Source organism: Pseudoalteromonas sp. NSLLW24 (assembly GCF_015864725.1).
In the GTDB taxonomy this organism is placed as follows: domain Bacteria; phylum Pseudomonadota; class Gammaproteobacteria; order Enterobacterales; family Alteromonadaceae; genus Pseudoalteromonas; species Pseudoalteromonas arctica.
Map to the genome: position 1 here is coordinate 181,117 of NZ_JADYWQ010000006.1, position 26,067 is coordinate 207,183.

Consider the following 26,067-nt stretch of genomic DNA (forward strand, 5'->3'; position numbering starts at 1 on the left):
TTATTCAACATACTTAATTGAAAACACTTAATAAATCTAATCAAGCTCTAGCTGCGCACGTTCAACGCTCTCACTAGGTAACTCTTTTTGTACCGATACACCAAGCTCTTTAAACTCTGATGCTTGTTTAATTAAATTACCTTTACCGCGGTATAATTGCGAGAACGCTTTGTCGTAACTTTCTTTCGCTTTATCAAGCTGCTTACCTACGCCTTCCATACTTAATAAAAAACCATTGAGCTTGTTATAAAAACGCTCAGCACGATTTGCCAGCTCTTTTGAGTATTTGGTTTGCTCTTCAAAACGCCAAAGCTGTTTAACAATATTTAAACTAGTAAGCAGGGTAGTAGGTGTAGCTACCAGTATATTTTTTTCGATTGCTTGTTGGTAAATATCACTTTGATATTTAAGTGCTTCTACAAAAGCTGATTCTATTGGTACAAACATAACCACAACTTCAGGCGAATTAAGCCCTGGTAAACGGTCGTACGATTTACTCGCAAGCTCATTAATACGTGCTGTAACAGCGCTTACATGCTCTTTAATTGCTTGATTAGCATCTAGCTCATTTTCAGCGTTCACATAGCGTGTATAAGCATTTAATGATGTTTTAGCATCAATGACTAAGTGGCGACCTTGTGGTAAGTAAACAACTACATCAGGGCGCAAGCGGCCATCTTCAGTGTTAAACGACACTTCGCGCTTATAATCAACGCCAGCACGTAAGCCAGCGCTATCTAAGACGTTTTCGAGCATGAGTTCGCCCCAATTACCTTGGGTTTTCTTTTGCCCTTGTAGCGCGTTGCTGAGCTTGTCGGCTTGATCTGTTATGGCTTGGCTTTTAGCTTGCAAATGCAATAGCTCGGTTTTAAGCGCGGTTCGTTGTTTTATGTCTTCAACATGTATTGATTCCATTTTTTCTCTAAAGCCTTTTAGCTCGCCTTGAACCGGTTTTAATAATTGTTCAATGCTTTCTTGATTTAAGGTTTTAAAGCTTTGTGATTTTTCTTCTAGAATCTTATTGGCTAGGTTTTCAAATTCTTTTTTGAGCATATTTTTACTTTGCTCAATTTGCGCGAGTTGCTCGGTAAAGCTTTGTTGTTTTTGCTCGAGGGTGGTGCGCATATTATTATATTCAACATCGCGTTGATTATATTGCTCACGAAGCGCTGCAAGCTCGCCTTCGGCTTTACGCCAAAAGTGATTGTATTGAATGCTTTGTTTTTCTTGTTCGCTAAAACGCGTTTTAAAATGCTGGGCTTCATCGCGCTGTTCTTGGTGAGTATGTTCTAGCAGTTCGTGATCTTCTTGCAAGGCACTATATTGCAGCTCTTTATTATCAAATTGATTTTGTAATAGGGAAAGCTGTTGCTGCTGTTCGCTTATTTGTAGATGTAGCTTTTTGCGAAGCTGTGTTGATACAACGCCGTAAAATACAACGCCTAACGCAACACCAGCACCGGCGCTTAGCCAATCAATATTAGTGAGTACTTGAGTGAGCATAAAATAAACTTATAAAATTTAGAGACATGCCATCATAACCAATAACACGCAATAGAAGTAGGGGAGCAAAGAAATTACAGACATAAAAAAACCAGCTCAAAATAAGCTGGTCAAATATTACTAAATTAAGTAATCAAAGGGAAAATCAACATGTGCCCGAGTAAGCTGCAACTTAAATACATAATCACCAAAATAACTAATATTACTGGGTGAGGCTATATAACAACAGGCATTAGAGTAGACCGGAAAACAAAATAATTAATTCAAATTAATTTACGAAAGATCATTTATTTTTATTCGGGTTGATTTAAACAAATCAAATTATGCGCATAAAAAAAGCCAGTTCAAAATGAACTGGCTTAATCATTACTAAAATTAGTAATCAAATAGGGGGAAATCAACATAAAACCTGTATTAACTGCAATTAATCAACAAGCATAATAGTAGACGCCGCTCTTTGAATTAAGTTCATAAAAAGATCAAAACTTTTAAAATAAAAATTGAATGCTAAATTTAGGCATAAAAAAAGCCAACTCAAAATGGGCTGGCTCAATCATTACTAAAATTAGTAACTAAATGGGGGGAATCAACATGAAAACTTGTATTAACTGCAATTAATCAACAAGCATAATAATAGACGCCACTTTTTTAATTAAGTTCATAAAAAAATAAAAACTTTTAAAATAAGTGCTACACGCTAAATTTTGGGCATAAAAAAAGCCAACTCAAAATGGGCTGGCTCAATCATTACTAAAATTAGTAACTAAATGGGGGAATCAACATGAAAACTTGTATTAACTGCAATTAATCAACAAGCATAATAGTAGACGCCATTTTTTAAATTAAGTTCATAAAAAAGTAAAAACTTTTAAAATAAGTGCCGAACGCTAAATTTTAGGCATAAAAAAAGCCAACTCAAAATGGGCTGGCTTAATCATTACTAAAATTAGTAACTAAATGGGGAATCAACATGATGCTTGTGCTAACTGCAATTAACCAACAAGCATAATTGTAGACGTCCGCTTTTTAATTAAGTTCATAAAAAGATCAAAACTTTTTAAATCAATTTAGTTTTTAATTAGCGATAACATTTGTTGTTCATCAAATTTTGTAAAGCTCATTGATTTATCAGTAAATAACGCATCTACAAGGGCTTGTTTGTCTTGTTGCATTTTAAATACTTTTTGCTCTATTGAATTACTCATTATGAGCTTATACACAAATACAGGGTTAGTTTGGCCAATACGGTAAGCTCTATCAGTCGCTTGTTTTTCTACAGCAGGGTTCCACCATGGATCAAAGTGAATAACTGTATCGGCTTGTGTAAGGTTAAGGCCTGTACCGCCAGCTTTTAAGCTAATTAAAAACACTGATGTTTTACCACTGGTAAACTCGTCGATTACTTTATCTCGGTGGCGCGTTTGGCCTGTAAGCATACTAAAGTTAATGTTTATTTCTTCAAGGCGTTGGGCTATTAAATCAAGTGCCGATGTGAACTGACTAAATATAATAATTTTACGACCGAGACTTAACATAAGCGGTAAATGTGTTGTTAACCATTCAAGCTTAGCGGAGCCTGCTTGAGTGTCTGGATCTATTAATTTAGGGTGGCAACAAATTTGCCTTAACTTTAAAAGTGCCTCTAAAAATGCAAGTTTACTTTTTTGTGCGCCTTGTTCGGCAAATAAGTCTATTAGCTTCTCTTCTAATGAACGTGTAATACCTTGATACATTTCTTTTTGCTTAGGCTCAAACTCAAACTCTTTAGTTAGCTCTGTTTTTTCAGGCAGCTCTTGCGCTACTTGTGCTTTAGTGCGGCGCATTATAAAAGGCATAATTAACGCTTTTAACTGCTCAGCTCTCTCCATATCAGCTTCACGCTCAATAGGCGTTTGAAAGTGCTGCTTAAAGTGGGCTTGAGACCCAAGTAACGATGGCATAGCAAAATCGAGTAACGATTTAAGCTCAAGTAAATTATTCTCGATTGGAGTACCACTTAAACAAAGTTTAAAGTCGGCATTTAAGCGTTTAACTAATCGCGAAACCTGTGCGGTATCGTTTTTAATGTATTGTGCTTCGTCGAGGATTATATTTTCAAAATATAATGGCGAATAATATGCAATATCACGCTTTAAAAGTGGATATGTAGTAAGTATACACTGCGCTTGCGCTAAGTGCTGTAAAGGATCGTTACGGTTTGAACCAAAAATAGTGGTGACTTTTAAGCTTTTAGCAAACTTAATAATTTCGTTTTTCCAGTTACTCACCAAACTAGTTGGACACACTATAAGTGTAGGGCCCGCTTGCGGGCGGTTAAATGTACTGGCTAAAAATGCAATAACTTGCAAGGTTTTACCCAGACCCATGTCATCAGCTAAAATACCACCTAATTGGTGACGTTTTAAAAAGCTAAGCCAGTCAACACCTTGCTGTTGGTACTCACGAAGTGTTACTGAGTCATTTAAGCCATGTAATGAAACCTTAGTAATTGCTTTATCGGGACTATTTAGCTCTTGTAAGTATAGCTCTAATGAGTCGTCGTGAAGCTCTACGTTTATAGCAGTGTGCTTTACTAATTCAGGTAAATACGAAAGCGGAATATTAAATTCGTCTCGTGTTTTTACAAATTCAAAACGCTCTTTAAATTCATTTAATAAGTTAATTGCTGACTTATTAATAACCCCAAATTCACGACCAAGCGGATAGTAGTAAAATAGTTCACTTTGGCGATTTAATGACTGATATAGCGGGTCAGTATTAGTAAACAACAGCGATGCCTTAGCATCACATAGCAATACTTTGCAGTGCATTTGATGCCCTGCTGCGCGGTGTACATGTAAACTAACTTCACACTGCGGATTAGGACTCGTTACTTTACTTACACTTACTTGCCAACCACGTTGCTTAAAGCCAGGGAATACTTCGTATATTAGCCAATGCAAATGGATTGAAGACTGCTTTGTAAATACTAGTTCACTTTGTAAACCCCCTTTACAAAATTCAAATCCTAAGTTAATTAGTTCGTTAGTTACAGTATTTTCAAATGCACTATTAATCGTACTTGCAGGTGCAGCACCTGCTAAATAGTTTTTATTTTTATACTTAAATAACAACGAAAGAGATAAACCTTGATCGCCCATAGTTACTTTTAAAACAGCATTACTAGAGATTTTAGGCAATGTTGGCTGTAAATTAGTAGGGTGGGGTATTACACCTGCACCAAAGTTATCGGCAAGCTGCTTGTATATTCTATCAAAATTAGCGTCATGCAAAGCAGGCATAGTTTGTAAATGTGCTATTTCGTCTGCACTCAATGGGGTGCGAAGACGGCCCGCTTTTAAATGATCTAAATCGAGGTAAGTAGGTGGTGTTGTTTTTAATAAAGCCCAGTTTTGTGTTTGCTCAAGCTTAATAACTAATTGTGAGAGATCTTTATCTTGCTCCCAACTAAAACTTAATGCTTGGCCCGATTGCGCCTTAATTGGCACTCGAGAACGCTGGAAAAACAGGCGTTCTGTAGCTATCAACTGTTGTAAGGCACTAAAACCCCACTGGCCTTTTAGCTCAATACTTCCCACTGCATTTTGTGAGCGTATCCAACTAAATAATCTAAAATCACTTTCGAGTAAGTCACTCGGCGTTACAAAACTATTTAACTGCTGCTCGGTCAGGTTTCGACCTAACGTGTAATTCTTTTTAGTCTCAACATTCGCTATTTTAGGTGTTAAGAATACTTTGTTATTTTCAATATCTAATACAAATAATAATACTTGCGATGGCGTGTTTTGATCACCACTTTTAAGTGCGCTTAATTCGCTAAACCAGTCATTAATAAAGTAATCTTCGCCATACTCACCAGAGTGCTCTATTTTGAGCTTAAATAAAATAGCAGCTAAATGTCGGCATTTAGTTTTTGCATTACACGTACAATGCGTATCAACAGAATAGCCAGTTGGTACTTTACTGATCTCAATACGTTGGTTAAACGATGATCCATTATCCACTTGTACAGTAGAGTCGACTACAGAAAAATTAGGGGTGTGTTCTAGCCAAGTAATTTGACCTTTCTTGTAATATTCTTTTCCTTTATCTAAAACATTTTCACGGAAAAGTTTTTTAATAAAGCGTTCAGACAGAGGAAACTGGGTAGCCTGCTCATTTTTAATTTCTTCAAAAATAGCCATTAAATCATTTTTTGATAAGTTAGCAGACATGTCACTCTAAGCATTAAATTTTAAAAATAATCCTGCCAGTATATGCCTTATGTGCTCTGAGCTAAAGCACTATTAACAAGATATAAACTGGTTGGAGCTGATAACTTAGTAAAAAATCGGTTTGTAAGTAAAAATAAGCATCCAATTTTACAAAATAATATTTAAAACAACTGCAATGGTAGAAGTTACATATAGTTAGAAACATAAAAGTAAGCATTACAGATCACGATTTTACTAACAATAATAATAAATGAAGGAATGTAGCTAAAAAGAGGAGATTAGTTAGTAAAAAAGTGATCTTGAGGAAGGAATATGATTATTTAAAGAGGAAATAGGCTAGTAAAGATCAGATTTTTACTAACAAAACAATCTGCCAGATCACTATTTAACTAAGTAAATATGCCTGACAGATCATTATTTAACTAACTAATTAAAGGCACTTAATAACTTAGTTAATTGCTCTAAGCGTTTGTCTGTCATTACTTTATTATCAATTTTGATAGAGACATCACCGCTTTTTAAATTGCGTTGTACCGATATAAAGTTATTTTCTAGTACAGCTTCGCGCTTAACAGCTACTTGTGGCTCTGAAGTTAGGCATTTAGTGATCGCCATTGCACGCTTGTCGTCGCTTGTAATCGCATTTAACTCTTCATCACTAGCAAGGGCACTAACAAGTTGATTAAACGCCTCTTCGTCTCGCTCCTTTGCGCTAACAAGCTTTTTAGCGACTTCGCGACCTACGTGATTAGCAGTAGGGTAAAGCGCAATGACATCAGCAGGAATTTGCTCATAAGCTTTAATTGCATCTGCAATTGCAGTATGCGATACACCTTCTACCGCGGCAATCTCTCTGTAAGATCCTTTTTTACCTTGCTCAATAAGCTCATTTTTAGTTTGTTGGTAAGCTTGGCCAAGCTCCCATAAACTAGGAGCAATGTATTGATCTGAAGATACCGCTAAAATTTTTGCATCTTGATCAGTAAAATCGCTTGAACTAAGTACTAAATAATCTGCGTTACCTAAAATACAGGCCATACGACGACGTGAACCTGCCAGAACTAAACTTTTGTCACCTTGATCCCAAAGTAGGGCAGGATGTTGATTTCGGCCATCCTCACGAATTGCAGGAAGAATGTCTGATACTGACTTTTCGTTTAGAAGTGCCTGTACACGACGATTTTTGCCATATACACCAGTGGTAGATTCAATATCAGCATGTGCGATCACTTTACAAACAAGCGTAATTTGACGAGCAGGGTCGCTCGGTGCAGGCATTCTAATTACATCGCCAGCATTCGCTTGTTCTAGTAATGCATCAAGACTACTGCTACCTACAGCAGTTGCAAATGGATCTAAGCGGGTGTCATTTTTACGTTTTTTAGCCATTTTTATTTAACATCCTTACTTAGGGGTATTGAGTGTTGATTGAGTTGACTGCCAATTTGAACGAATAAGCATTTCTAGCTCATCGACCACGTCTTTAATATTTTCTTGAGCGCGCATTAATGACTCACGACTTGCTAAGCTGTCTGATGCTTTTTGATCAAAAATAGTGTTGAAAGACGATGAACTAGCGGTAATCGCGGAGCTGTGATTGATTGGGTAGCTCATTACTTGGCGACCAAATGCACTACGAACATCTTTAACGATATCGCGCTGTGAGTGATTACCTTTCACATAGTTGGTCACTAAAAATTGCATAAAGTCCCAGCCCTCATGGCCAAGTGCTGCAACTGTATGGTAAATCTCACCTAGTCGTTTCAAATATTTGTTATTAGCATCAAAATCTACAGCTTCTGGATGAACAGGAATAAGCATCGCAGTAGAGGCCATTAATGCATTATAAAACATAAAGTTAAGGGTAGGTGCGGTGTCAATTAAGATAATATCAAACTCGTCTTTAACGGGGTCAATTACTTTCTCAAGTAACTTGTGGTAATGGCGAGTTTGCTCATAATTTGAGGTATCTTTGAGCAATGTTGCCGTTTCGTGCTCAAAGTAAAAGTCATCCATACCCGATGGTAATACACGAATATTTGGGATATGCGTTGGTAAAAATGAGTTAGACACAAATTCAGGCCATGTTTCACCCTCGTCTAAATCTATGCAATCACGCATTAAATCACCAACAGTAATCGGGTCGTGCTCACTTGAAGGAAAAAAGCTTGAAGAAGAGCCTTGTGGGTCTAAATCTATAATACCAATGCGATAACGTTTAATATTTGTAGTTGCAAGCGCTGCCGCTATATTAACCATACTGGTAGTTTTACCGCAGCCGCCTTTGAGAGAATTAATTACAATAACTTGCAGTTTGTCATCACCAGTACGATGATCTGGTTTAATGTCCATAATATCGGCCATAGCAAAAATATTTACTAATGTGTAAGCATAGTGACCGTTAGCACCGCGTTTTATGTTTAAATCATCGAAGTCGCCATTATCATGACGTCTTTTTAAAGTACGATTATTACAACCTAATAAATCAGCAGCTGCTTTTTGTGTATACGTTCTTAATTCTTTTTCTTCTGATTTAAGATGAGCACGGTAGTGCTGAATACGTCCTTCTAATGATTTTTCAGCAACTTCAGCTGTGGCTTTCAAAAGCCGATAGGTACTTAATGCGTTATTGTTGATAGACATACTTTCTTCCTCAAAGTTAGGCAGTTAGTATAATGTCCATTCAAATAGCTGTAAACAACTATTTAAGACGACATGCATTTTAAAAACAAGACATCTAAAAATATTTTTACACCTTTAATATTGCTTAGTATAAATAAAGAAGTTTAAAGGTGGTTAAATATATAAGGTAATAAAGGTTAAGGGTGTAAAATCATCACATAACATTATGATTTATATGAATAATGTTTAAAAAAGCAGATCAGGTTTATACTTGGTTAAGATCAGATCTTTATCTACCTGCGGATCAGCTTTTTACTAAGGTCAATTTTAAATATAGAGTTATGCACAGGTTACGCATGAAGTTATGAACAAAAAGAGCCCTGCAGATCAGTTTTTTACTAAGTAAATTATAAAGTTATGCACTAGTCGCAACATCAAAATACGCTTTTAATTAGTATAGATCTGATCTGTACTTGGTACAGATCAGATCTATTCTAACTCGATAAGGCTTTATCCACAGGGGAATATATTTTTTGGTGTATTTGTCGTGCTTAATTTTAAAATTAAGCCATTGTAATGGACAAAATAACAGCTGAGTTAGTAAAAATTAGATTTGTGATAGTCCACTTAGTATAAATATGATCTGAAATCGTAAGTAATGTACATCACTTAGTATAATAGTGATCCAAACGTTTTATTTAAAGTCAGATCACTTTTATACTAACTTAAACATTTAACTTTTGTTGCTTAATGTGTTGTTATTAGCTGTCGCAATAAAAATGGAAATAAGAACAATGAGCCGAAAGGTCAACATCTCGGTAGATAACTTGCCCGATACACTTAGGGGCCAAATCCACGGGGTGGAAAGTGCAATAGATAACGAAAGTTTAGCACTATTTACAGACAACAAAGACGTGCGAATTTCTATTGAAAACGCAGCACATGGATTACGTGCATATTCAAACACGTTTAATCACTATGATTTGTGGGGACGCTTTGTTCGCTCGGGCTATAAAAAATTGCCACTTGAAGAAGCGCCTAAAAAAACAATTATTACGCGTAAAATATCTGAAAAAGTAGATGGTATTTTGTACGATGGCGAAATAAAAATAACGCCAGCTGTTGTAAGTACACGCAAAGATGGCGAAGATGTTGAATACCTTGTTTGGCCATCAGATAGAGAAGAAAAAGTAGAGCGAGCACTTATTCGTTTAGCTTCTAAAGGCAAAATAGTTAAAATTAATTTTAAATCCGGTATTCAATACGCGGTTGTTTTTTCTATGAACGAATTAGCACAAGAACTCAAAGCGGTAGGGCAGTCAATGCCATATCCTGCAATAAAAGAGTCACTTGAAGCATTGCAAGGTTCTAAACTTTCATTTAAATATTCGGCAACAGATACTAAAAATTCTGATATAGATGATTCGTTTTACGAGTCAAACATGAACTTTTTATCGTCACTGCATTTTAGTGGCAAAAAAGGTCAGGGTGGCAATGTAAAATGTGTTGCCTGTTTAAATGCATTTGTTCATAACATGATTGATAACCTTGAATACAAAGGGTATTACTTTAATAGCGCTCAAGAATTAAAACGTGGATTATCGCGTTGGATGATGCTTCGTTTGTATCACCTTTGGCGTTATGCAGCACCAGGTAAAACGTACCATTTTAGATTACTTTCAATTATGGAAAAATACGGATCTATTTATTCAACTGATGATATTACCGAAAATAAATTAAAAGCACTTCGTCGTGATATGACCACCACAATGAAAGATTTGATTGAAAAAGGTGCAATATCAGAATACAGCATTACAAATGTTAAAGATGACAAAACCGGTAACATTATCGATTACACATACGAAATGCACCCGTCTGATCAGTTTTGCGATGAAATACTTACATTGAACAAACACAATAAACGCATTGAAATCCAAGGCGGTAAACGCATTGTTGAAAATGCCGTACTGATTGATGAAGATAAAATTGAAGAAATAGTAGAAAAATAATAACCGTTATTTTAAATACTGTACGGATAACTAAAAAGGCCAGACTATGTGGCCTTTTTAACATAATGACTACCGCTCAACCTGTTCTAAATATAACCTATCAACCAAAAAATCATACTCGCGCTTACGAGGGTGAGTTTCGGGTTTTTGATAATCAGGTAATATACCTAATTTTACGTCTGGTTCTGGATTAATCAGAATAAAGGGTAATGCAGCACTCACATGATAGCGATTTTGCGCCGTATATCTCACATTTACCTGTGGACTCACTCGAGTAGGGCGGCGAATTCTAAGTTTTTCCTTTTCGCCTAAACTAGCAACCCGTAATTGTTCTTGAGCTACAAGTGATTGCCATTTTTGTTGATCTATCATTCTTGGATTTCGATAACTGGCCGATTTGTCGAGCATTTCGAGAGCCATTTTTTTAGTCAGCGTTTTAGTTGCGTGTTTGTGCATCCAAGTAAACCTAACCGAAAATGGCGATTCGCTTTCACTATGAATTTTACGATATGCAGCAAGCGTTATTAAATTTGGTATAGCATTGTGAACTGCCTCAAATCGAGCATCGTTGCTATCAATAGCTAAAATACATTCTTTAAACGTAGCTTTAGCTTTATTTACTTGAGCTATACGATTATTTAAAGCTTGTTTATCTGCATTTTTAATAACGAGCAAACCAGGGTGCCTTTTTAAAACACGACTGCTTAATCCTGATTTTTTATACATGTCTGAAAAAGAGTTTAGGATTGATTTTTGAGCAGGTACTCCAGTGATTTTAGAAACAAGTATAGATTCTGGAACTTTACTCTCATCGAAACTACTTACATCTGGTAATTGATAATATTCCGCTTTGGAGAATTCACACTCTTTTAGTTCTTCAATCAAACTTAAAGTTAATTCGTTCATTAAATCAAACTGACTTCTAATTTGTACCTTAGTTACCATTACACACCTCAAAGAACACATCTTACTAGTCTTATATTATTACATGCACTTTGCTTTGTCTAAATAAATAACAAATAGTACTCGGGGCTTATAGTAATATTATATTTAAATTAAGTATGATGTGTTCTTTTTAGTGGAGATATATAAATGAAGAAAGTTTGAAACTCCTTACTAATTCATATGAGATTGGAGTATTTACTTTGTCGTATATAAAAAGGCTAATACGCCAAGTACTAGATTATCTAAGTAGTAGGTGATAAAACTAAGTTTAGAAAAATGAGTTAAGCGGAGTTATATAATTTTCATATATTTATCTAACAGTCCTAGTATTTATAATTACTGACTCATATTACACCGTGTTGGCAGTACGGTGATCAGGCTAAAGGTTACAATGACTACAAATGCTTTTTGATATCAGTTCCTCTTTAAGGATACTTCAAGCAGTAGCGGCTTTAATCATGATGAATTGTAAATTAGCACTATCACTTTGAAGAGAAAACTTAATGGCCTACCACACCTTTAAGTTGTGGCACTTGTGAATATAGTCCTGCATACGAGTGCTATACAAGACTATGCGTCTAGGATTTAAAGCGCAGATAAATGATTACCACAAACGCTCATATCATACATTAAGGTCTGCACATAGCACTTGATAGCTATTAATTAATTACCCGCGTAAAGTTAAGATTACAGAAGCTGTCATTTAAGTATGATGTGTTCCTAGCAAAATTACGTATAACATACCCTTATGTACTCTTTATTCTCAATGCGTTAAAATTGTAAATAGTTAGCTCTAAACGCATGTATTTAAACACTTTAGTTTCTTCGAAATAAAACTAAAGTGTATGTTATATAACCACCTAGGTTAAGTAAGATTACTATTATACTTAACTCATAACTAAATAATTGGAAAATAGTGAATTTAGTCCTTGAACATAGGGGCCTGCATACGTTAATTTCTTCTTATCAGGTAATGTAGGAATGAGGAAAAATTATGCAATCGTGGAACCCAAATAGCTGGAGAGAGCTGCCAATACTGCAGCAGCCACAGTACCCGGATCAAGAAATACTTAAATCAGTAGAAAGCCAATTAAAAACGGCACCGCCTTTAGTTTTTGCTGAAGAAACAAGAAGCCTATTCAAACAACTTGAAGATGTGTGCGAAGGTCGTGCTTTTTTACTTCAAGGTGGTGACTGTGCAGAATCATTTAGCGATTTTAATGCCGCTAACATTCGCGATACATTCAAAACAATCTTACAGATGGCTGTTGTATTAACTTACGGCGGTAAATGCCCTGTAGTTAAAATAGCGCGCATGGCTGGTCAATACGCTAAACCTCGTTCAGCAGACTTAGAAACAATTAATGGCGTGTCTTTACCATCTTACCGTGGCGACATTATTAATAATATCGAGTTTACAGAAGAAGCACGTATACCCGATCCACAACGCTTAATGACTGCATACCATCATAGTGCCGCTACGTTAAACTTATTACGTGCTTTTGCACAAGGTGGCCTTGCCGATCTTCACCAGGTAAACCGTTGGAACATGGGCTTTGTTGCTGCAAATCCACTTAAAGAAAAATACCAACAACTTGCTGATAAAATTCAAGACGCACTAGAGTTTATGGAAGTGTGCGGAATTAACTCTACAATTGCGCCAAGCTTAAAAGAAACCGATTTATACACTTCTCACGAAGCGTTATTACTTGGTTACGAAGAGGCGCTTACTCGTCGCGACCACTTATCTGGTGATTGGTACGATTGTTCTGCTCACTTTGTTTGGATTGGTGAACGTACTCGTCAACTAGACCATGCACATATTGAGTTTTTCAAAGGCATCAAAAACCCAATTGGTGTTAAAGTTGGCCCAGGTATGGACCCAGATGACCTAATTCGTTTAATTGATGCATTAAACCCAGATAACATTCCTGGTCGTTTAACGCTAATTACGCGTATGGGTGCAGATATACTTCCTGAAAAACTTCCAGCACTAGTAAGAAGAGTTCAACAAGAAGGCCGTAAAGTAATTTGGAGCTCAGATCCAATGCACGGTAACACTGAAAAAGCGACATCAGGTTACAAAACACGTAACTTCGACAATATTATGCGCGAGATCAGTCAGTTCTTCGCTGTACACAAAGCTGAAGGTTCATACGCAGGTGGTGTTCACCTAGAAATGACAGGCCAGCACGTTACAGAGTGTACTGGCGGTGCTTACGGTTTATCTGACGATGACCTAGCACAGCGTTACAAAACGCAGTGTGATCCACGCCTTAATGCCGACCAAGTATTAGAGTTAGGCTTTTTAGTAGCTGATTTACTAAAAGACGCACGTAAATAATATTTATTGATACAAAAAAACCGCTTAGTTGCGGTTTTTTTATTTCTTTGATGAGTAAGTTAGTACTTACGTCGCTCCAAGTCTGTTTCTATCAATATTTTTGCAGATATTTCTTCAACAGAATGATGCGTAGAATTAAAGTAAGCAATTTTATGACGCTTATACAACATTTCCACTTCGCGGACCTCAATACGACACTGTTTAATTGAAGCATACTTAGAGTTCGCCATACGTCGATGCCTTATAGCCGCAAGCCTCTCAGGGTCAATCGTCAGTCCAAATAACTTATGTTTATAAGGGACTAAACATTTAGGCAAACCTTCATTATCTAAATCTTCTTCTGTAATAGGATAGTTAGCTGCTTTAATGCCGTACTGCAGTGCTAAGTATAAGCTTGTCGGTGTTTTACCACTTCTGCTAACACCAATTAAAATGATGTCTGCTTCAGAAAAGTTTTTAATATTTCCGCCATCATCATTCATAAGTGCATAGTTAACCGCATCAATTCTAAAATCATAACTTTTTTCGTGGATAGAATGCGTACGATGCATTTTAGGAACTGGGGCTACATTGAGTTCTTTTTCTATTTTTTCGCTATATGTAGTTAAAAAGTCATACGTGACTGCATCAGCCGATTTTATAATTTCACTTAAATTGTGATTAACAAAAGTAAAAAAAACAAATGGCTTTTCGCCTGTTTTTGCAGCGGTTGCATTAATTAATGCTTTAATTTCGTGCGCTTTTTCTTCAGTTTCTACAAATGGAATTGTTTTATGATTAAAATCGATAGGAAACAACGACAAAGTCGCATGCCCAAACACCTCTGAAGTAATAGCTGTTCCATCTGATATATAAAAAGCAGTTCTCATAATTAACCTTTTTATTGCGTTTAAATCCCTAAAATGGGTTTCTCACGGTTTACGTGAGGACTATTGCCAGTGTAGAATGATGATGACCTTTATAAAAGGTTTTCTTTCTTAACTCTCACAGTTAGACCTACAATTTGTTTTTTTTGGAGAAAGATCCGTGCAAGAATACGTTCTCTGGTATCAAGAGCTTGGTATGCAAGATGTTCCTCGAGTTGGCGGTAAAAACGCTTCACTTGGCGAAATGATTTCAAACCTAGCAAACGCTGGTGTACAAGTACCGGGTGGTTTCGCAACTACCGCAGATGCTTTTAATGAGTTTTTAGATCAATCAGGACTCACAGCAAAAATTCACAACATTCTAGATACACTCGATGTTGATGATGTAAATACACTCGCTAAAGTCGGTGCCGATATCCGCCAATGGATAATCGACACACCATTCCAACCAAACCTAGATCAAGCCATTCGCGACGCATATAGTCAACTCCATGGCGATACTGCAGCAGATGTATCATTCGCAGTACGTTCATCAGCTACCGCTGAAGATATGCCAGATGCATCATTCGCAGGCCAGCAAGAAACTTTCCTTAATGTTGTTGGTATCGATTCAGTCATGGTCGCTATTAAACACGTATTTGCTTCATTATTTAACGACCGTGCAATCTCATATCGAGTTCACCAAGGTTACGATCACCGTGGTGTGGCGTTATCGGCTGGTATTCAGCGCATGGTACGTTCAGATAAATCAGCATCTGGCGTAATGTTTAGCATTGATACAGAGTCTGGTTTTGAAGACGTTGTATTTATTACATCAAGCTACGGCTTAGGTGAAATGGTTGTACAGGGCGCAGTTAACCCTGATGAGTTTTATGTTCATAAACCAACACTCCTTAAAAATAAACCTTCAGTAGTACGTCGTAACATTGGTTCTAAAGCCATTCAAATGATTTACTCAGAAGATAAAGCACACGGTAAGCAAGTAGACATCGTTGATGTTGCCCCTGAGCTTTCAAATAAATTTTCGATTACAGATGAAGAAGTGCAAGAACTTGCCAAGCAAGCTGTAATCATCGAAAAACATTACGGTCGTCCTATGGACATCGAATGGGCAAAAGACGGTAACGACGGCAAACTATATATAGTTCAAGCACGTCCAGAAACTGTACGCTCAAACGAAGACTCTAACGTAATGGAACGCTTTCAATTAAATGGTACAAGCAACGTTGTTGTTGAAGGCCGTGCAATTGGTCATAAAATTGGTAGCGGTGTTGTTCGTGTTCTTGATTCAATCAAAGAAATGGATCAGGTACAAGTAGGCGATATTTTAGTTACCGATATGACCGACCCTGATTGGGAACCAATCATGAAACGTGCAGCAGCGATTGTTACAAATCGTGGTGGACGTACGTGTCACGCGGCAATCATTGCACGCGAACTTGGTATTCCGGCAGTGGTAGGCTGTGGCAACGCAACTGATTTAATTAAAGCGGGCCAAGAAGTAACAGTATCGTGCGCCGAAGGCGATACCGGCTTTATTTACGAAGGTATTTTAGATTTTGAAATACTAACGTCACGCGTTGATAAAATGCCAGAACTACCAATGAAAGTTATGATGAACGTAGGTAACCCCGATCGTGCATTTGACTTTGCACGCTTACCGCATGCAGGTGTTGGCCTTGCGCGAGTTGAATTTATTATCAACCGTATGATTGGCGTTCATCCTAAAGCGTTATTAAATTTTGATGCTCAAACAGATGCATTAAAAGCAGAAATTACTGACATGATTGCCGGTTACGAATCACCAGTAGAGTTTTACATAACAAAACTGGTTGAAGGTATTTCTACTCTAGGGTGTGCATTTGCACCAGAGCGTGTAATTGTTCGTATGTCTGATTTTAAATCAAACGAATACGCAAACCTAGTTGGCGGTCAGCAATACGAGCCAGAAGAAGAAAACCCAATGATTGGTTTTCGTGGTGCAGCCCGTTATATCTCTGAAGACTTCCGCGATTGTTTTGCACTAGAATGTGAAGCTATAAAACGCGTAAGAAACGACATGGATATGGCTAACATAGAAATCATGATCCCATTCGTACGTACCCTTGAAGAAGGCAAACGCGTAATTGAATTACTAGAAGAACATGGCCTTAAACGCGGCGATAATGGTCTTAAAGTAATCATGATGTGTGAGCTACCTTCAAATGCATTACTTGCAGATGAATTTTTAGAAATGTTTGATGGTTTTTCTATCGGCTCTAACGATTTAACACAGTTAACGCTTGGTCTTGACCGTGATTCTGGTTTAATCGCACATTTATTTGATGAGCGTGACCCTGCAATTAAAAAGCTACTTTCTATGGCAATTAAAACAGCTAAAGCAAAAGGAAAGTACGTAGGTATTTGTGGCCAAGGTCCTTCAGATCACGAAGACTTTGCTGCATGGTTAGTAGAGCAGGGTATTGACTCTGTTTCACTAAATCCAGACACAGTAATAGAAACATGGTTATACCTAGCTAAAAAATTAGCAAAGTAATAAATATGTAAGCTATAAATAGGTAAGCTATAAATAGGTAAGCTATAAAAATGCCAGCAATAAATTGCTGGCATTTTTTTATACTCAATTAAAAGTAAATTAACGGGCTAATTTTTTATCTAAATAGGCACATGATTTAGTTAACGCCTTTTGACAAAATGATAAGTAATGTCGCGCTTTAGGATAGTAAAACGAAAAGCAAAATAAATAACACGCCACTGATCTGTAATAGTAATTTTTTCATATAACACACCTCATTACTTGTTAGTATGAGTATAATTTAAGCTGCATTAAAATCGACTAAAAGAGTGTTACAAACTGTAAAATCTTCAATTTCTATTCGCCATCACCATGATATAATTAGTCAAATGCCCTAAAATATCGCCGTCATGATAGCAACAATTACACAGCAAGATGCCGCGACAGAACTTGTCGCAAACTACCTAAATACCATTGCAAACCAAGGTTTTACCGGAGATACCGACGCAAGTTATGCAACGCGTATTACCGCTTCAACCGATAACAGTGTGTATCAGCAAATACCGCAAGGTGTTATTTTTCCAAAAAGTGAAAAAGATATTCAGCTCGCATTGCAAACAGCATCTCGCGACCCGTTTTTATCATTAACTTTTGGTCCTCGTGGCGGTGGAACAGGCACTAACGGACAATCGTTAACACCTGGTATTGTTGTAGATTTGTCTCGCTATATGCGCGAAATCCTCGAAATAAATGTAGAAGAAGGCTGGGTACGCGTTCAAACCGGCGTAATAAAAGATCAACTTAATGACTTTTTAAAACCTTATGGTTTTTTCTTCTCACCTGATTTATCTACCAGTAACAGGGCAACTATTGGTGGCATGATAAGTACTGACGCATCGGGGCAAGGCTCGTTAGTTTACGGTAAAACGAGCGATCATGTTTTAGGGCTAACAACTTATTTAGTTGATGGCACACCTATGTGTACCTCCCCAATAGACATCGACAAAGCACAAATTATAGCTAATCAAGACTCATTAATTGGCAGTTTATATAAAACAGTTTTAGATATTTCAATTAATGAACGCGCTGCTATTTTAGCTAAGTTTCCACGGTTAAATCGTTTTTTAACCGGCTATGACCTAGAGCATGTGCTAAGTGATGACTTACTTACCTTTGACATGAGCCGACTAATAACGGGTTCAGAAGGCTCATTAGGTATAGTAACTGAAGCAAAATTAAACCTAACGCCTATTGCTGAATTTAAAACGCTTATTAATATTAAGTATGATAGTTTTGACTCAGCACTTCGTCATTCACCATTTTTAGTCGATGCACGTGCAACATCGGTAGAAACCGTTGATAGCAAAGTTTTAAACTTAGCGCGTGAAGATATCATTTGGAATTTAGTATCGGACTTAATAACCGACGTACCAAATAAAGATATGCAAGGCCTTAACATGGTCGAGTTTAATGCAGTATCAAACGATGATATAAAAGACAAAGTAGACACGCTTTGTAAGCTTCTAGATGAATGCGTAATAAATCAAACTAATGGCGTTATTGGTTATCAGTTAACCAGTGATAAAAGCGATATACTAAAAATTTACGCAATGCGTAAAAAGTCAGTGGGTTTATTAGGTAATGTAAAAGGCAGCCAAAAACCGCTCGCCTTTGCAGAAGACACCGCTGTACCGCCTGAAAATTTAGCCGATTATATTGTCGAATTTAGAGCATTACTCGACAGTCATAATTTACAGTATGGTATGTTTGGCCATGTTGATGCGGGCGTTTTACACGTACGCCCAGCACTTGATATGTGTGACCCAGAACAAGAAAAACTACTTAGAACTATTTCAGATCAGGTCGTAAAACTAACCGCTAAGTACGGCGGTTTAATGTGGGGCGAGCACGGTAAAGGTTACCGTAGTGAATATAGCCCTGAGTTTTTTGGTGAGCATTTATATACGCAACTTCGTAAAATAAAAACAGCTTTCGATCCTAACAACCGTATTAACCCCGGTAAAATATGCACTCCTATCGATAGTGAAGACTCACTAGTTAGTGTAGATGGACAAAAGAGATCGCACTTCGATAAGCAAATATCAATAGAAGTTAAAACCAGTTTTAACAATGCAATGACCTGTAATGGTAATGGCATATGCTTTAATTACGATGAAAATTCACCTATGTGTCCATCGTATAAAGTAACTGGCGATCGCCGTAATTCACCAAAAGGACGCGCAAGTTTAATGCGCGAATGGCTTCGTCTACAAGAGTCAAAAAATGTAGATTTGCTCGAAGTAGAAAAACAGCTTAACAAAGGTGAAGTAATCACCTGGTGGGAACGTTTTGTTCATAGCCGCGAAAAACGAAAAGGTATTTACGACTTTTCTCACGAAGTAAAAGCGTCAATGGATGAATGTTTAGCATGTAAGGCATGTACAACAGCATGCCCAATTAAAGTAGATGTACCCACTTTTCGTTCGCGCTTTTTAAATTATTATCATAGTTATTATGCACGCCCGCTAAAAGATTACCTTGTTGGTAACATAGAAAATAGCGCGCCATTAATGGCAAAGTTCGCTAAAGTTATAAATCCAATTGTTAAAACATCATTAGTTAGTAATGTTATTAAAAAAACGGTTGGCTATGTTGATACACCACAGTTAAGTATTCCTGCACTTTCAAAGCGTGTTACTAAAATACAAAAATTCGATTTTGATTTACTAAATAAATTAAATGCAGAGCAACAAAGTGAATATGTATTAATAGTACAAGACCCATTTACGAGCTTTTACGAAGCCGAATTAGTAGAAAGTTTTATTACTTTAATAACCCAACTTGGCAAAAAACCAATGCTATTACCTTTTAAACCAAATGGTAAACCGCAACACGTAAAAGGTTTTTTGCATGAATTTAAAGTTACAGCTAAAAATGCAGCCGAGTTTTTAAATAAATTAAATGATATTAATGCACCGTTAGTCGGTTTAGATGCGTCACTCGTTATGTGTTATCGCGATGAATATAATACAATTTTAGAAAATAACCGTGGCGAATTTAATGTGCAGCTTGCTCATGAATGGCTAGAAACACAATCGTTTAAATCACTAAGCGCAAAGCAAAATACAGATACCGAATTTACATTACTGAGTCATTGTACTGAAACAACTGCGCTGCCAAAAGCAGCAAATGTATGGCAAACAATTTTCAATGATATTGGTTTAACATTAAAAACAACAAATACAGGTTGTTGTGGAATGGCGGGAACTTATGGCCACGAAGCACAAAATCAAGATAACTCACGTGCGCTTTACGAAATGAGCTGGAAACCAATTGTAGATAAAAATAAACCTGAGCAACTTTTATCTACGGGATTTTCTTGTCGTAGCCAAGTTAAACGTTTTGAACAATTTAAACCAAAACACCCAATTGAATTACTAGCACAGGTTCTTAAATAACTTTATAAAATAAGAGTACTTAAATAAGATCACTTATATAAGAGGTACTTAAATAGTTTTATCTAAATACAAATTTAGTAAATTATTTATTAAATACAAAAAGGCGCAACGATTAACTTCATCAGTGATGAAAATAACCGTTACGCCTTTTTTAAATCTATTATTTTAATTACCTAATTTAAATAACTGTTTTAAAAACTACTTTTTAGCAAAGCTATCGGCAATAGGTTTAGTGCTAATACCATGTATAAATACACTAAACAAAATAGTCGTCATTGCTATCGTCGCTATTTGATATTTGTTTTCTATTTGCGTATCTATCACCATCAATGTAAAAACAATTGATGCTAATCCTCTTGGTCCAAACCACGCAAATGTAAAACGCTCTTTAATACTCAATGCCGTAAACTGCAGAGACAGCATAACTGGAATTATTCTAATCAATGTTGTACTTAACAAAGCGTAAATTATAATTTCAGTATTTAATTTAGGAATAACTAAGTAAGCACAAACAAACCCGAACAAGCACCAAATCATTAACGATGTGAAATCTGCGATATGCTCTGAGTCTTCAATTAATTCTGTTCTAACTTCTTCGGTCGAAAATTTATCAAATAATAAGCCTGCAATAAACACCGCAATAAATCCACTGCCATGAAAATATTGAGTCACAGAAAACACAGCCATTGCAAAACCGAGTAATAAAAATGGACTAGTATTTTGTGCAAAGTAATGACGTTTCATTGCAAAGTTTAAACTCGGTATAAAAACAACAATACTTGTAATAGCTATTAATAAAGCCAAGCCAAGCTCTCGGCCAAACACACTTAATGTTTGTGTTGCAGTAATAGCTGAATCAGGATTTTTAGCGAGTAATATAAATATTAAAAATATAGGTACGCATAATCCATCGTTCAAACCACTTTCAGTATTTATTCCTTCGCGTATTTTTTCAGGCACTTGTGTACTTGCTAGTAACCCTTTACTTAATGCCGCATCAGTAGGTGTTAAAATAATAGCGAGCAACGCTGCTTGAATAAGTGAAAGCTCAGCAAAGAAAAATAAAGCAACAGCAATACCAAGTAACAAAGTTAAGGGTAGGGCAACAAACAACAGTAAACTAGGATACTGAAAACTATGCCTTAATACACTCAACTTTGATTTAGCTGCATCAGAAAATAAAAAAATACTTAGCGTAAGTTCTATAAATGGTAATAAAAGATCAACGCCTTCTTTTATTTTATCCCCTTCGTTGGGTAGCATTGAAGCTAAACATATTCCGCCAACAACAAAAAACATTGGGCCTGTTACTTCTGTTTTTTCTAACTGGCGAAGTGTTAAAGAATAAATTAAAAATAATCCGCCTATAAATGCTATTACTAAATACTCCATTAAATTTTCCTTTTAAGCCCTGATTTTGCTCGCTCTTTAATATTTGTTTGAATATAAATTTGATCGGTAGTCGCAATTTTAGAATGACCTAAATCTTCTGATAAATGTTTGAGCGGTCTAGTTTGCGCATCATGTGTGGCACCAGTATGACGAAGCCAATGTGCAGTTGCAGCGCCAAGTTGTTCAGCATCATCTTTAAAACCATCATCGAGTAATGATTGCTGTGCATAATCAAAACTTTGTTGAACTAAACGCCTAATTTGCCTTACGGTCATACCACCTTGCCCGCGAATTTTATGAACCAAAGGATCTGATTCATCAACACGGGGAAGGGCAGGTAAACCTCTGTATAGTCTATAACGTTTTAAATATTCAACAAAATCATCGCTTAAGGTTACATCTCGTAATTTATTACCTTTTCCCATTATACGTAAAAACCAAAAACTATCATTATCTTGCCAAAAATGAGACATCACCGGCGACCATTGTGGGCGCTCAGATAATTCTGAAATTCGTAAATAAAGACCTTTTAAGCAGGCAAGCGTAAATAAGTTCCGCTCTAAATCAGGGTTATGTTCGCATAAATCACGCGTTACACCAAAAACGTATTCCCATTGAATATCGCTTAATGTGTCTGGAATTTGAATTTGTGATTGAACAACTAAGTACGGACTATTTTTTTTAACAACAGGGACAAAGTTAGCAAATGTTTTTTCTTCTAGTAAGGCAAACTTATAAAACACATTTAATGCTGTAAACATAGACGATAAAGTTTGCTGACTAGCAATGGATTCTTTAAGCATAAAAGGGCGCCAATTTTGGTTTAATCGACGAATTCCTTGTTCATCTTTATAACGCCATTGCACTGAAGTTGCAGCCCATGCTTTATCGGGTTCGACCATAAAATCAACGTAAGCTTCAATATCTTCGCGTTTTAAATCGAATACTGATTTTTCTGCTATTAACCACGACCATAAATAAAAGCGTTCAAGCTCATTTCGAAAACGACTATAAGTGGCTTCTGACTTTCGGCCATAAACATATAAAAACTGATACAAGAATGTCAGATCAGCTTTTGATTCAGTTACAGTCAAGCCAATTTCCTGTATAAAGGATGCAAGTTCTGGGTATTCTGAATTGAGAGTACCGTCATCTAGATGGGCAATTTGATATCTTAATTGTTTTAACGTATCAACCAAAGCAACAAGCATAATGTATAAATATTCAATTAAATAATAGACTTACAGAATAACGTCAAAGTCCGATACTGTCTAGTATTGGACATAGTAAAGTTCTAATTATTTTAATACCGTGATTATTCTATGGTTGTTGGTTGCTATATCTTATTAAGGAAAACATTATGAAAAAACTAATTATACTAAGTGTACTTGCTTTAACTGTTGCGTTAACTGGGTGTGCTACTACAGGTAGTGCATCGCCAAGCGAAAAACGTTCACTTGTACAAAGTATGAAAGCAAACACATTAGATAAATTATACGCTGAAAAACCTGATGTTAAAAAACAAATTGCTAACTCTGCTGGTTATGCTGTATTCGATAACGCAAATGTAAATGTAGTGCTTGCTAGCTTTGGCGGTGGTTACGGTGTTGTTAGAAATAATCTTACAGGTAAATCGACTTACATGAATATGGGCGAAGCCGGTTTAGGACTTGGTTTAGGCGTTAAAGATTTTAACGTTGTAATGGTTTTTCATAACCAAGCTGCACTAAATAGATTTATTGAACATGGTTGGGCATTTGGCGGAAACGCTGATGCAGCAGCAAAATATGAAGATAAAGGCGGTGCACTAGTTGCCGAAGCGATTGCAGATCAAGTTACTGTATATTCTGTAACCGAAAATGGCCTTGCACTACAAGCTGTATTAAAGGGAACTAAGTTTTGGGTTGATTCAGAGCTTAATTAACCACCAAATTACTATCCTAAAAGCGAGCTGGTTTGTATAATCACGCTCGCTTTATTAAAACCCAACCAATTTAACATAACGTAACTTATGGGCTATATAATCAATTCCTATACAACATGATTTATATGACTCAAACAATAAATAAAATAACCTATCATAGCTATTAACTATCATTCTACCCCAACACACTATAAAGTTTAGCTAAATGATCATACAATGTTTACAGTTTGAGATAATTTAAATTTCAGATATTCGGTTAATTTAAAGCTATAAATATAGTGCAGATAGCTGAATTTAGTTTTAGCATTTTTTATATCTAACTTGGAACAGAACACTATGAATGTTTGGGAAAGTGATAAATTAATTTTGTTTATTTTGTTCGTAATCCCAGGTTTCATTGCAATGAAATTTTACAGTATGTTAGTTGCACCTGATGCTTATAGAGACTCATCTAAACAATTGGTAGATGCCATTGCTTATAGTTGTTTTAATTACGCAATTCCTTTCCCCATAATTCTTTATTTCGAAAAAATAAAATTAATTAACTCAAGCCCTAACGGTTATATTTTCTTTTACTTTTTTTTAATCTTGATATTTCCTATTGTTTTAACCTATATATGGCATAAGATAAGATCATGTCCTAGACTCAGACAGAAAGTAACTCATCCAGCAGGTAAACCTTGGGATTTTATTTTTTCAAAACAAAATAAAACATATTTTATTAAAGTAACGTTAAAAGATGGAAAAGTGGTTGGAGGCTTTTATGGTGAGAATTCTTTTTCATCTAGCTCTCCAAACCCTGAACAGTTATTCCTCGAGCAAACATGGATTATTTCTGATAAAGGAAAATTTGAAAGACCTAAAAATGATAGTGCTGGAATTATAATTTTGACGAATGAAGTTTCACATATTGAATTCAGACATGGAGTAATAAATGAAAAATAAAGTCAGTGGACAAAATGGCTATCAGCCTATTGTATCTCAAGAAAGTAGCAAATTTGATATACAAAAAGGTTATCAGCCAGTTGTACAATCAAATCCAAATTCATCACCCGGAGGTCAGCTAGGTTATCAACCAGTATCATCATCTTCTGGAAATATACCTACAACACAAACGGTTAGCCCTCCCGGTGATGAATAATAGTATAATTTGAAAAAAATTAATTACACATCTTAATTTTAAAGGGCTGTCGCCCTTTTTCATTTGATATATATTAATTTATTTTATTAATTTTTATTATCCTAAGTTGCCTATGAAAATAATCTGCTAATCTCTCAGTTTCACTAAAAACGGTATTCCAATATTTAATCCGTATATCTGCATCAAGATCGGTAAAGTCGGTTCTGTCTGGGATTTTTCCGTAAGGTAAGCTTGCTACAAATTCTTTTGATGGGGTGATCATCACCACGTTGTCGTAATTAAGTGGTGATACTTTACGTTTTAAATTTTTATCGAACCACCCTGCTTTTGGCTCTGAATTAAAATGCGGATATAAAATTAAGCCTGGGTTATTAATTTTTAAATCAAAGTGGTAGTCAATTATTCCGCCATCGCGATAAATACCGGGTGGCGAGCCTGCAATATTTTTTATACCTTGCATAACAAGTGGTATTGAACCCGATGCAAGTAATGCATCTTTTAAATTATTTTGAGTAAGCGCTATGTTTTGTGTTTTAAAATTGTAGGTATCGGTAATTGATAAGTCACTTGTTGCTGGGCCAAATATAAAACGCTCATATTGCGAGCCTAATAATTTTCGGTTAACGCGGTTTAACATATAACTTTTTGATAAACCCATTAACTGTATTAATTTATTTTCGCTAGCAATAAAGCCATTCGATTTTGCCACTATAAAGTGCGCTTTAAATATTGGGTTATTTATAATTTCGGTTACGCCGTTATCGCCAAAAACATCTTCAAGTAATGCGCGCGCTTTTATTGTGATTTCACTTGGTGTTGGTTTATTACTTGAGTACCTAGTTTGCGAATACGATTTTGCTAATCGCTCAATGGCAGCAACGGGATCGTTTTGTGCAAAACACGCAGAGCGAAAAGCGCCGGCAGATGAGCCAATTAAATTAAGTGGTTGGGTACGGTTTTTAAAAAATTCACCAAAAATATATTTATCTAACCCAAATAATGTAAACCATTTAGGACCGCCACTTGCACCTAAAAAAGAGGTGAAAAGTTCGGGTTTAAAGCCCTGTTCGTTAATAATTTTAGCCGCTGTTTTCCCTGCGTGAATCTCGATCATTTAAAAAATTATGCCTTTAA

At 36.1% G+C, this 26,067-nt stretch carries 16 protein-coding genes; 7 read left to right on the top strand and 9 right to left on the bottom strand.

The annotated features are described in order from the left end of the window. Positions 1 to 36: 36 nt before the first annotated feature. The 4 genes from rmuC to I6E72_RS08505 all read right to left on the bottom strand — a co-directional run bounded on the left by rmuC (position 37) and on the right by I6E72_RS08505 (position 8,360). Positions 37 to 1,503, bottom strand: coding sequence for a DNA recombination protein RmuC (gene rmuC / locus I6E72_RS08490; RefSeq protein WP_121954823.1), 1,467 nt, complete (start codon positions 1,501 to 1,503; stop codon positions 37 to 39). A 1,067-nt stretch (positions 1,504 to 2,570) separates the two neighbouring features. After that, complete coding sequence (locus I6E72_RS08495) at positions 2,571 to 5,717, bottom strand: DEAD/DEAH box helicase (RefSeq protein WP_010552907.1); 3,147 nt, start codon at positions 5,715 to 5,717, stop codon at positions 2,571 to 2,573. 426 nt (positions 5,718 to 6,143) lie between these two features. Beyond that, positions 6,144 to 7,106, bottom strand: a complete 963-nt coding sequence (locus I6E72_RS08500; protein WP_197111873.1) for a transcriptional regulator — start codon at positions 7,104 to 7,106, stop codon at positions 6,144 to 6,146. Between the two features lie 15 nt (positions 7,107 to 7,121). Next, positions 7,122 to 8,360, bottom strand: a complete 1,239-nt coding sequence (locus I6E72_RS08505) for an AAA family ATPase (RefSeq protein WP_007583176.1) — start codon at positions 8,358 to 8,360, stop codon at positions 7,122 to 7,124. A 773-nt stretch (positions 8,361 to 9,133) separates the two neighbouring features. Between I6E72_RS08505 and I6E72_RS08510 the strand changes: the two genes are divergently transcribed. Next, positions 9,134 to 10,348: a hypothetical protein gene (locus I6E72_RS08510; protein WP_024591590.1), complete on the top strand. Its 1,215-nt coding sequence runs from the start codon at positions 9,134 to 9,136 to the stop codon at positions 10,346 to 10,348. 69 nt (positions 10,349 to 10,417) lie between these two features. Here I6E72_RS08510 and I6E72_RS08515 read toward each other — a convergent pair whose 3' ends face one another. Next, a complete protein-coding gene (locus I6E72_RS08515; protein WP_197111875.1) occupies positions 10,418 to 11,293 on the bottom strand; it encodes a DNA replication terminus site-binding protein in 876 nt (291 codons plus the stop codon). Between the two features lie 994 nt (positions 11,294 to 12,287). Here I6E72_RS08515 and I6E72_RS08520 point away from each other — a divergent pair. Next, positions 12,288 to 13,637 carry a class II 3-deoxy-7-phosphoheptulonate synthase gene (locus tag I6E72_RS08520; protein WP_008167282.1) on the top strand — a complete coding sequence of 450 codons (1,350 nt, stop codon included), beginning with the start codon at positions 12,288 to 12,290 and terminating at the stop codon, positions 13,635 to 13,637. Between the two features lie 59 nt (positions 13,638 to 13,696). On the opposite strand, the gene ppsR is transcribed toward I6E72_RS08520, so the two are convergent. Next, positions 13,697 to 14,506 carry a posphoenolpyruvate synthetase regulatory kinase/phosphorylase PpsR gene (ppsR, locus tag I6E72_RS08525; RefSeq protein ID WP_007583184.1) on the bottom strand — a complete coding sequence of 270 codons (810 nt, stop codon included), beginning with the start codon at positions 14,504 to 14,506 and terminating at the stop codon, positions 13,697 to 13,699. Positions 14,507 to 14,663: 157 nt separating this feature from the next. Here ppsR and ppsA point away from each other — a divergent pair, with 157 nt between their 5' ends. Together ppsA and ydiJ are read left to right on the top strand one after the other, a co-directional pair. Next, positions 14,664 to 17,039, top strand: coding sequence for a phosphoenolpyruvate synthase (gene ppsA / locus I6E72_RS08530; protein WP_007583187.1), 2,376 nt, complete (start codon positions 14,664 to 14,666; stop codon positions 17,037 to 17,039). A gap of 389 nt (positions 17,040 to 17,428) precedes the next feature. Further along, positions 17,429 to 20,476, top strand: coding sequence for a D-2-hydroxyglutarate dehydrogenase YdiJ (gene ydiJ, locus I6E72_RS08535; RefSeq protein WP_197111877.1), 3,048 nt, complete (start codon positions 17,429 to 17,431; stop codon positions 20,474 to 20,476). A gap of 198 nt (positions 20,477 to 20,674) precedes the next feature. Here ydiJ and I6E72_RS08540 read toward each other — a convergent pair whose 3' ends face one another. Beyond that, positions 20,675 to 21,868, bottom strand: a complete 1,194-nt coding sequence (locus I6E72_RS08540) for a cation:proton antiporter (protein WP_197111879.1) — start codon at positions 21,866 to 21,868, stop codon at positions 20,675 to 20,677. After that, entirely contained in the window at positions 21,868 to 23,079 is a 1,212-nt protein-coding gene (locus tag I6E72_RS08545) for a tyrosine-type recombinase/integrase (RefSeq protein ID WP_197111881.1), read from the bottom strand. Before I6E72_RS08545 ends, I6E72_RS08540 begins: the two co-directional genes overlap by 1 nt. A 149-nt stretch (positions 23,080 to 23,228) precedes the next feature. Between I6E72_RS08545 and I6E72_RS08550 the strand changes: the two genes are divergently transcribed. From I6E72_RS08550 to I6E72_RS08560, 3 genes are all read left to right on the top strand, one after another. Further along, positions 23,229 to 23,792: a YSC84-related protein gene (locus tag I6E72_RS08550; protein ID WP_007583197.1), complete on the top strand. Its 564-nt coding sequence runs from the start codon at positions 23,229 to 23,231 to the stop codon at positions 23,790 to 23,792. A gap of 336 nt (positions 23,793 to 24,128) precedes the next feature. Then, on the top strand, positions 24,129 to 24,737 hold the full coding sequence (locus tag I6E72_RS08555; RefSeq protein WP_197111883.1) for a DUF6338 family protein: 609 nt from the start codon (positions 24,129 to 24,131) through the stop codon (positions 24,735 to 24,737). Next, a complete protein-coding gene (locus I6E72_RS08560; RefSeq protein ID WP_197111885.1) occupies positions 24,727 to 24,933 on the top strand; it encodes a hypothetical protein in 207 nt (68 codons plus the stop codon). The genes I6E72_RS08555 and I6E72_RS08560 overlap by 11 nt, the downstream gene beginning before the upstream one ends. A gap of 73 nt (positions 24,934 to 25,006) precedes the next feature. On the opposite strand, the gene I6E72_RS08565 is transcribed toward I6E72_RS08560, so the two are convergent. Next, entirely contained in the window at positions 25,007 to 26,047 is a 1,041-nt protein-coding gene (locus tag I6E72_RS08565; RefSeq protein ID WP_197111887.1) for a patatin-like phospholipase family protein, read from the bottom strand. Positions 26,048 to 26,067 lie beyond the last annotated feature (20 nt).

Coding starts and splice junctions, on each gene's coding strand:
- rmuC (WP_121954823.1), bottom strand. CDS start 1,503: ATGCTCACTCAAGTACTCACTAATATTGATTGGCTAAGCGCCGGTGCT.
- I6E72_RS08495 (WP_010552907.1), bottom strand. CDS start 5,717: ATGTCTGCTAACTTATCAAAAAATGATTTAATGGCTATTTTTGAAGAA.
- I6E72_RS08500 (WP_197111873.1), bottom strand. CDS start 7,106: ATGGCTAAAAAACGTAAAAATGACACCCGCTTAGATCCATTTGCAACT.
- I6E72_RS08505 (WP_007583176.1), bottom strand. CDS start 8,360: ATGTCTATCAACAATAACGCATTAAGTACCTATCGGCTTTTGAAAGCC.
- I6E72_RS08510 (WP_024591590.1), top strand. CDS start 9,134: ATGAGCCGAAAGGTCAACATCTCGGTAGATAACTTGCCCGATACACTT.
- I6E72_RS08515 (WP_197111875.1), bottom strand. CDS start 11,293: ATGGTAACTAAGGTACAAATTAGAAGTCAGTTTGATTTAATGAACGAA.
- I6E72_RS08520 (WP_008167282.1), top strand. CDS start 12,288: ATGCAATCGTGGAACCCAAATAGCTGGAGAGAGCTGCCAATACTGCAG.
- ppsR (WP_007583184.1), bottom strand. CDS start 14,506: ATGAGAACTGCTTTTTATATATCAGATGGAACAGCTATTACTTCAGAG.
- ydiJ (WP_197111877.1), top strand. CDS start 17,429: ATGATAGCAACAATTACACAGCAAGATGCCGCGACAGAACTTGTCGCA.
- I6E72_RS08540 (WP_197111879.1), bottom strand. CDS start 21,868: ATGGAGTATTTAGTAATAGCATTTATAGGCGGATTATTTTTAATTTAT.
- I6E72_RS08545 (WP_197111881.1), bottom strand. CDS start 23,079: ATGCTTGTTGCTTTGGTTGATACGTTAAAACAATTAAGATATCAAATT.
- I6E72_RS08550 (WP_007583197.1), top strand. CDS start 23,229: ATGAAAAAACTAATTATACTAAGTGTACTTGCTTTAACTGTTGCGTTA.
- I6E72_RS08555 (WP_197111883.1), top strand. CDS start 24,129: ATGAATGTTTGGGAAAGTGATAAATTAATTTTGTTTATTTTGTTCGTA.
- I6E72_RS08560 (WP_197111885.1), top strand. CDS start 24,727: ATGAAAAATAAAGTCAGTGGACAAAATGGCTATCAGCCTATTGTATCT.
- I6E72_RS08565 (WP_197111887.1), bottom strand. CDS start 26,047: ATGATCGAGATTCACGCAGGGAAAACAGCGGCTAAAATTATTAACGAA.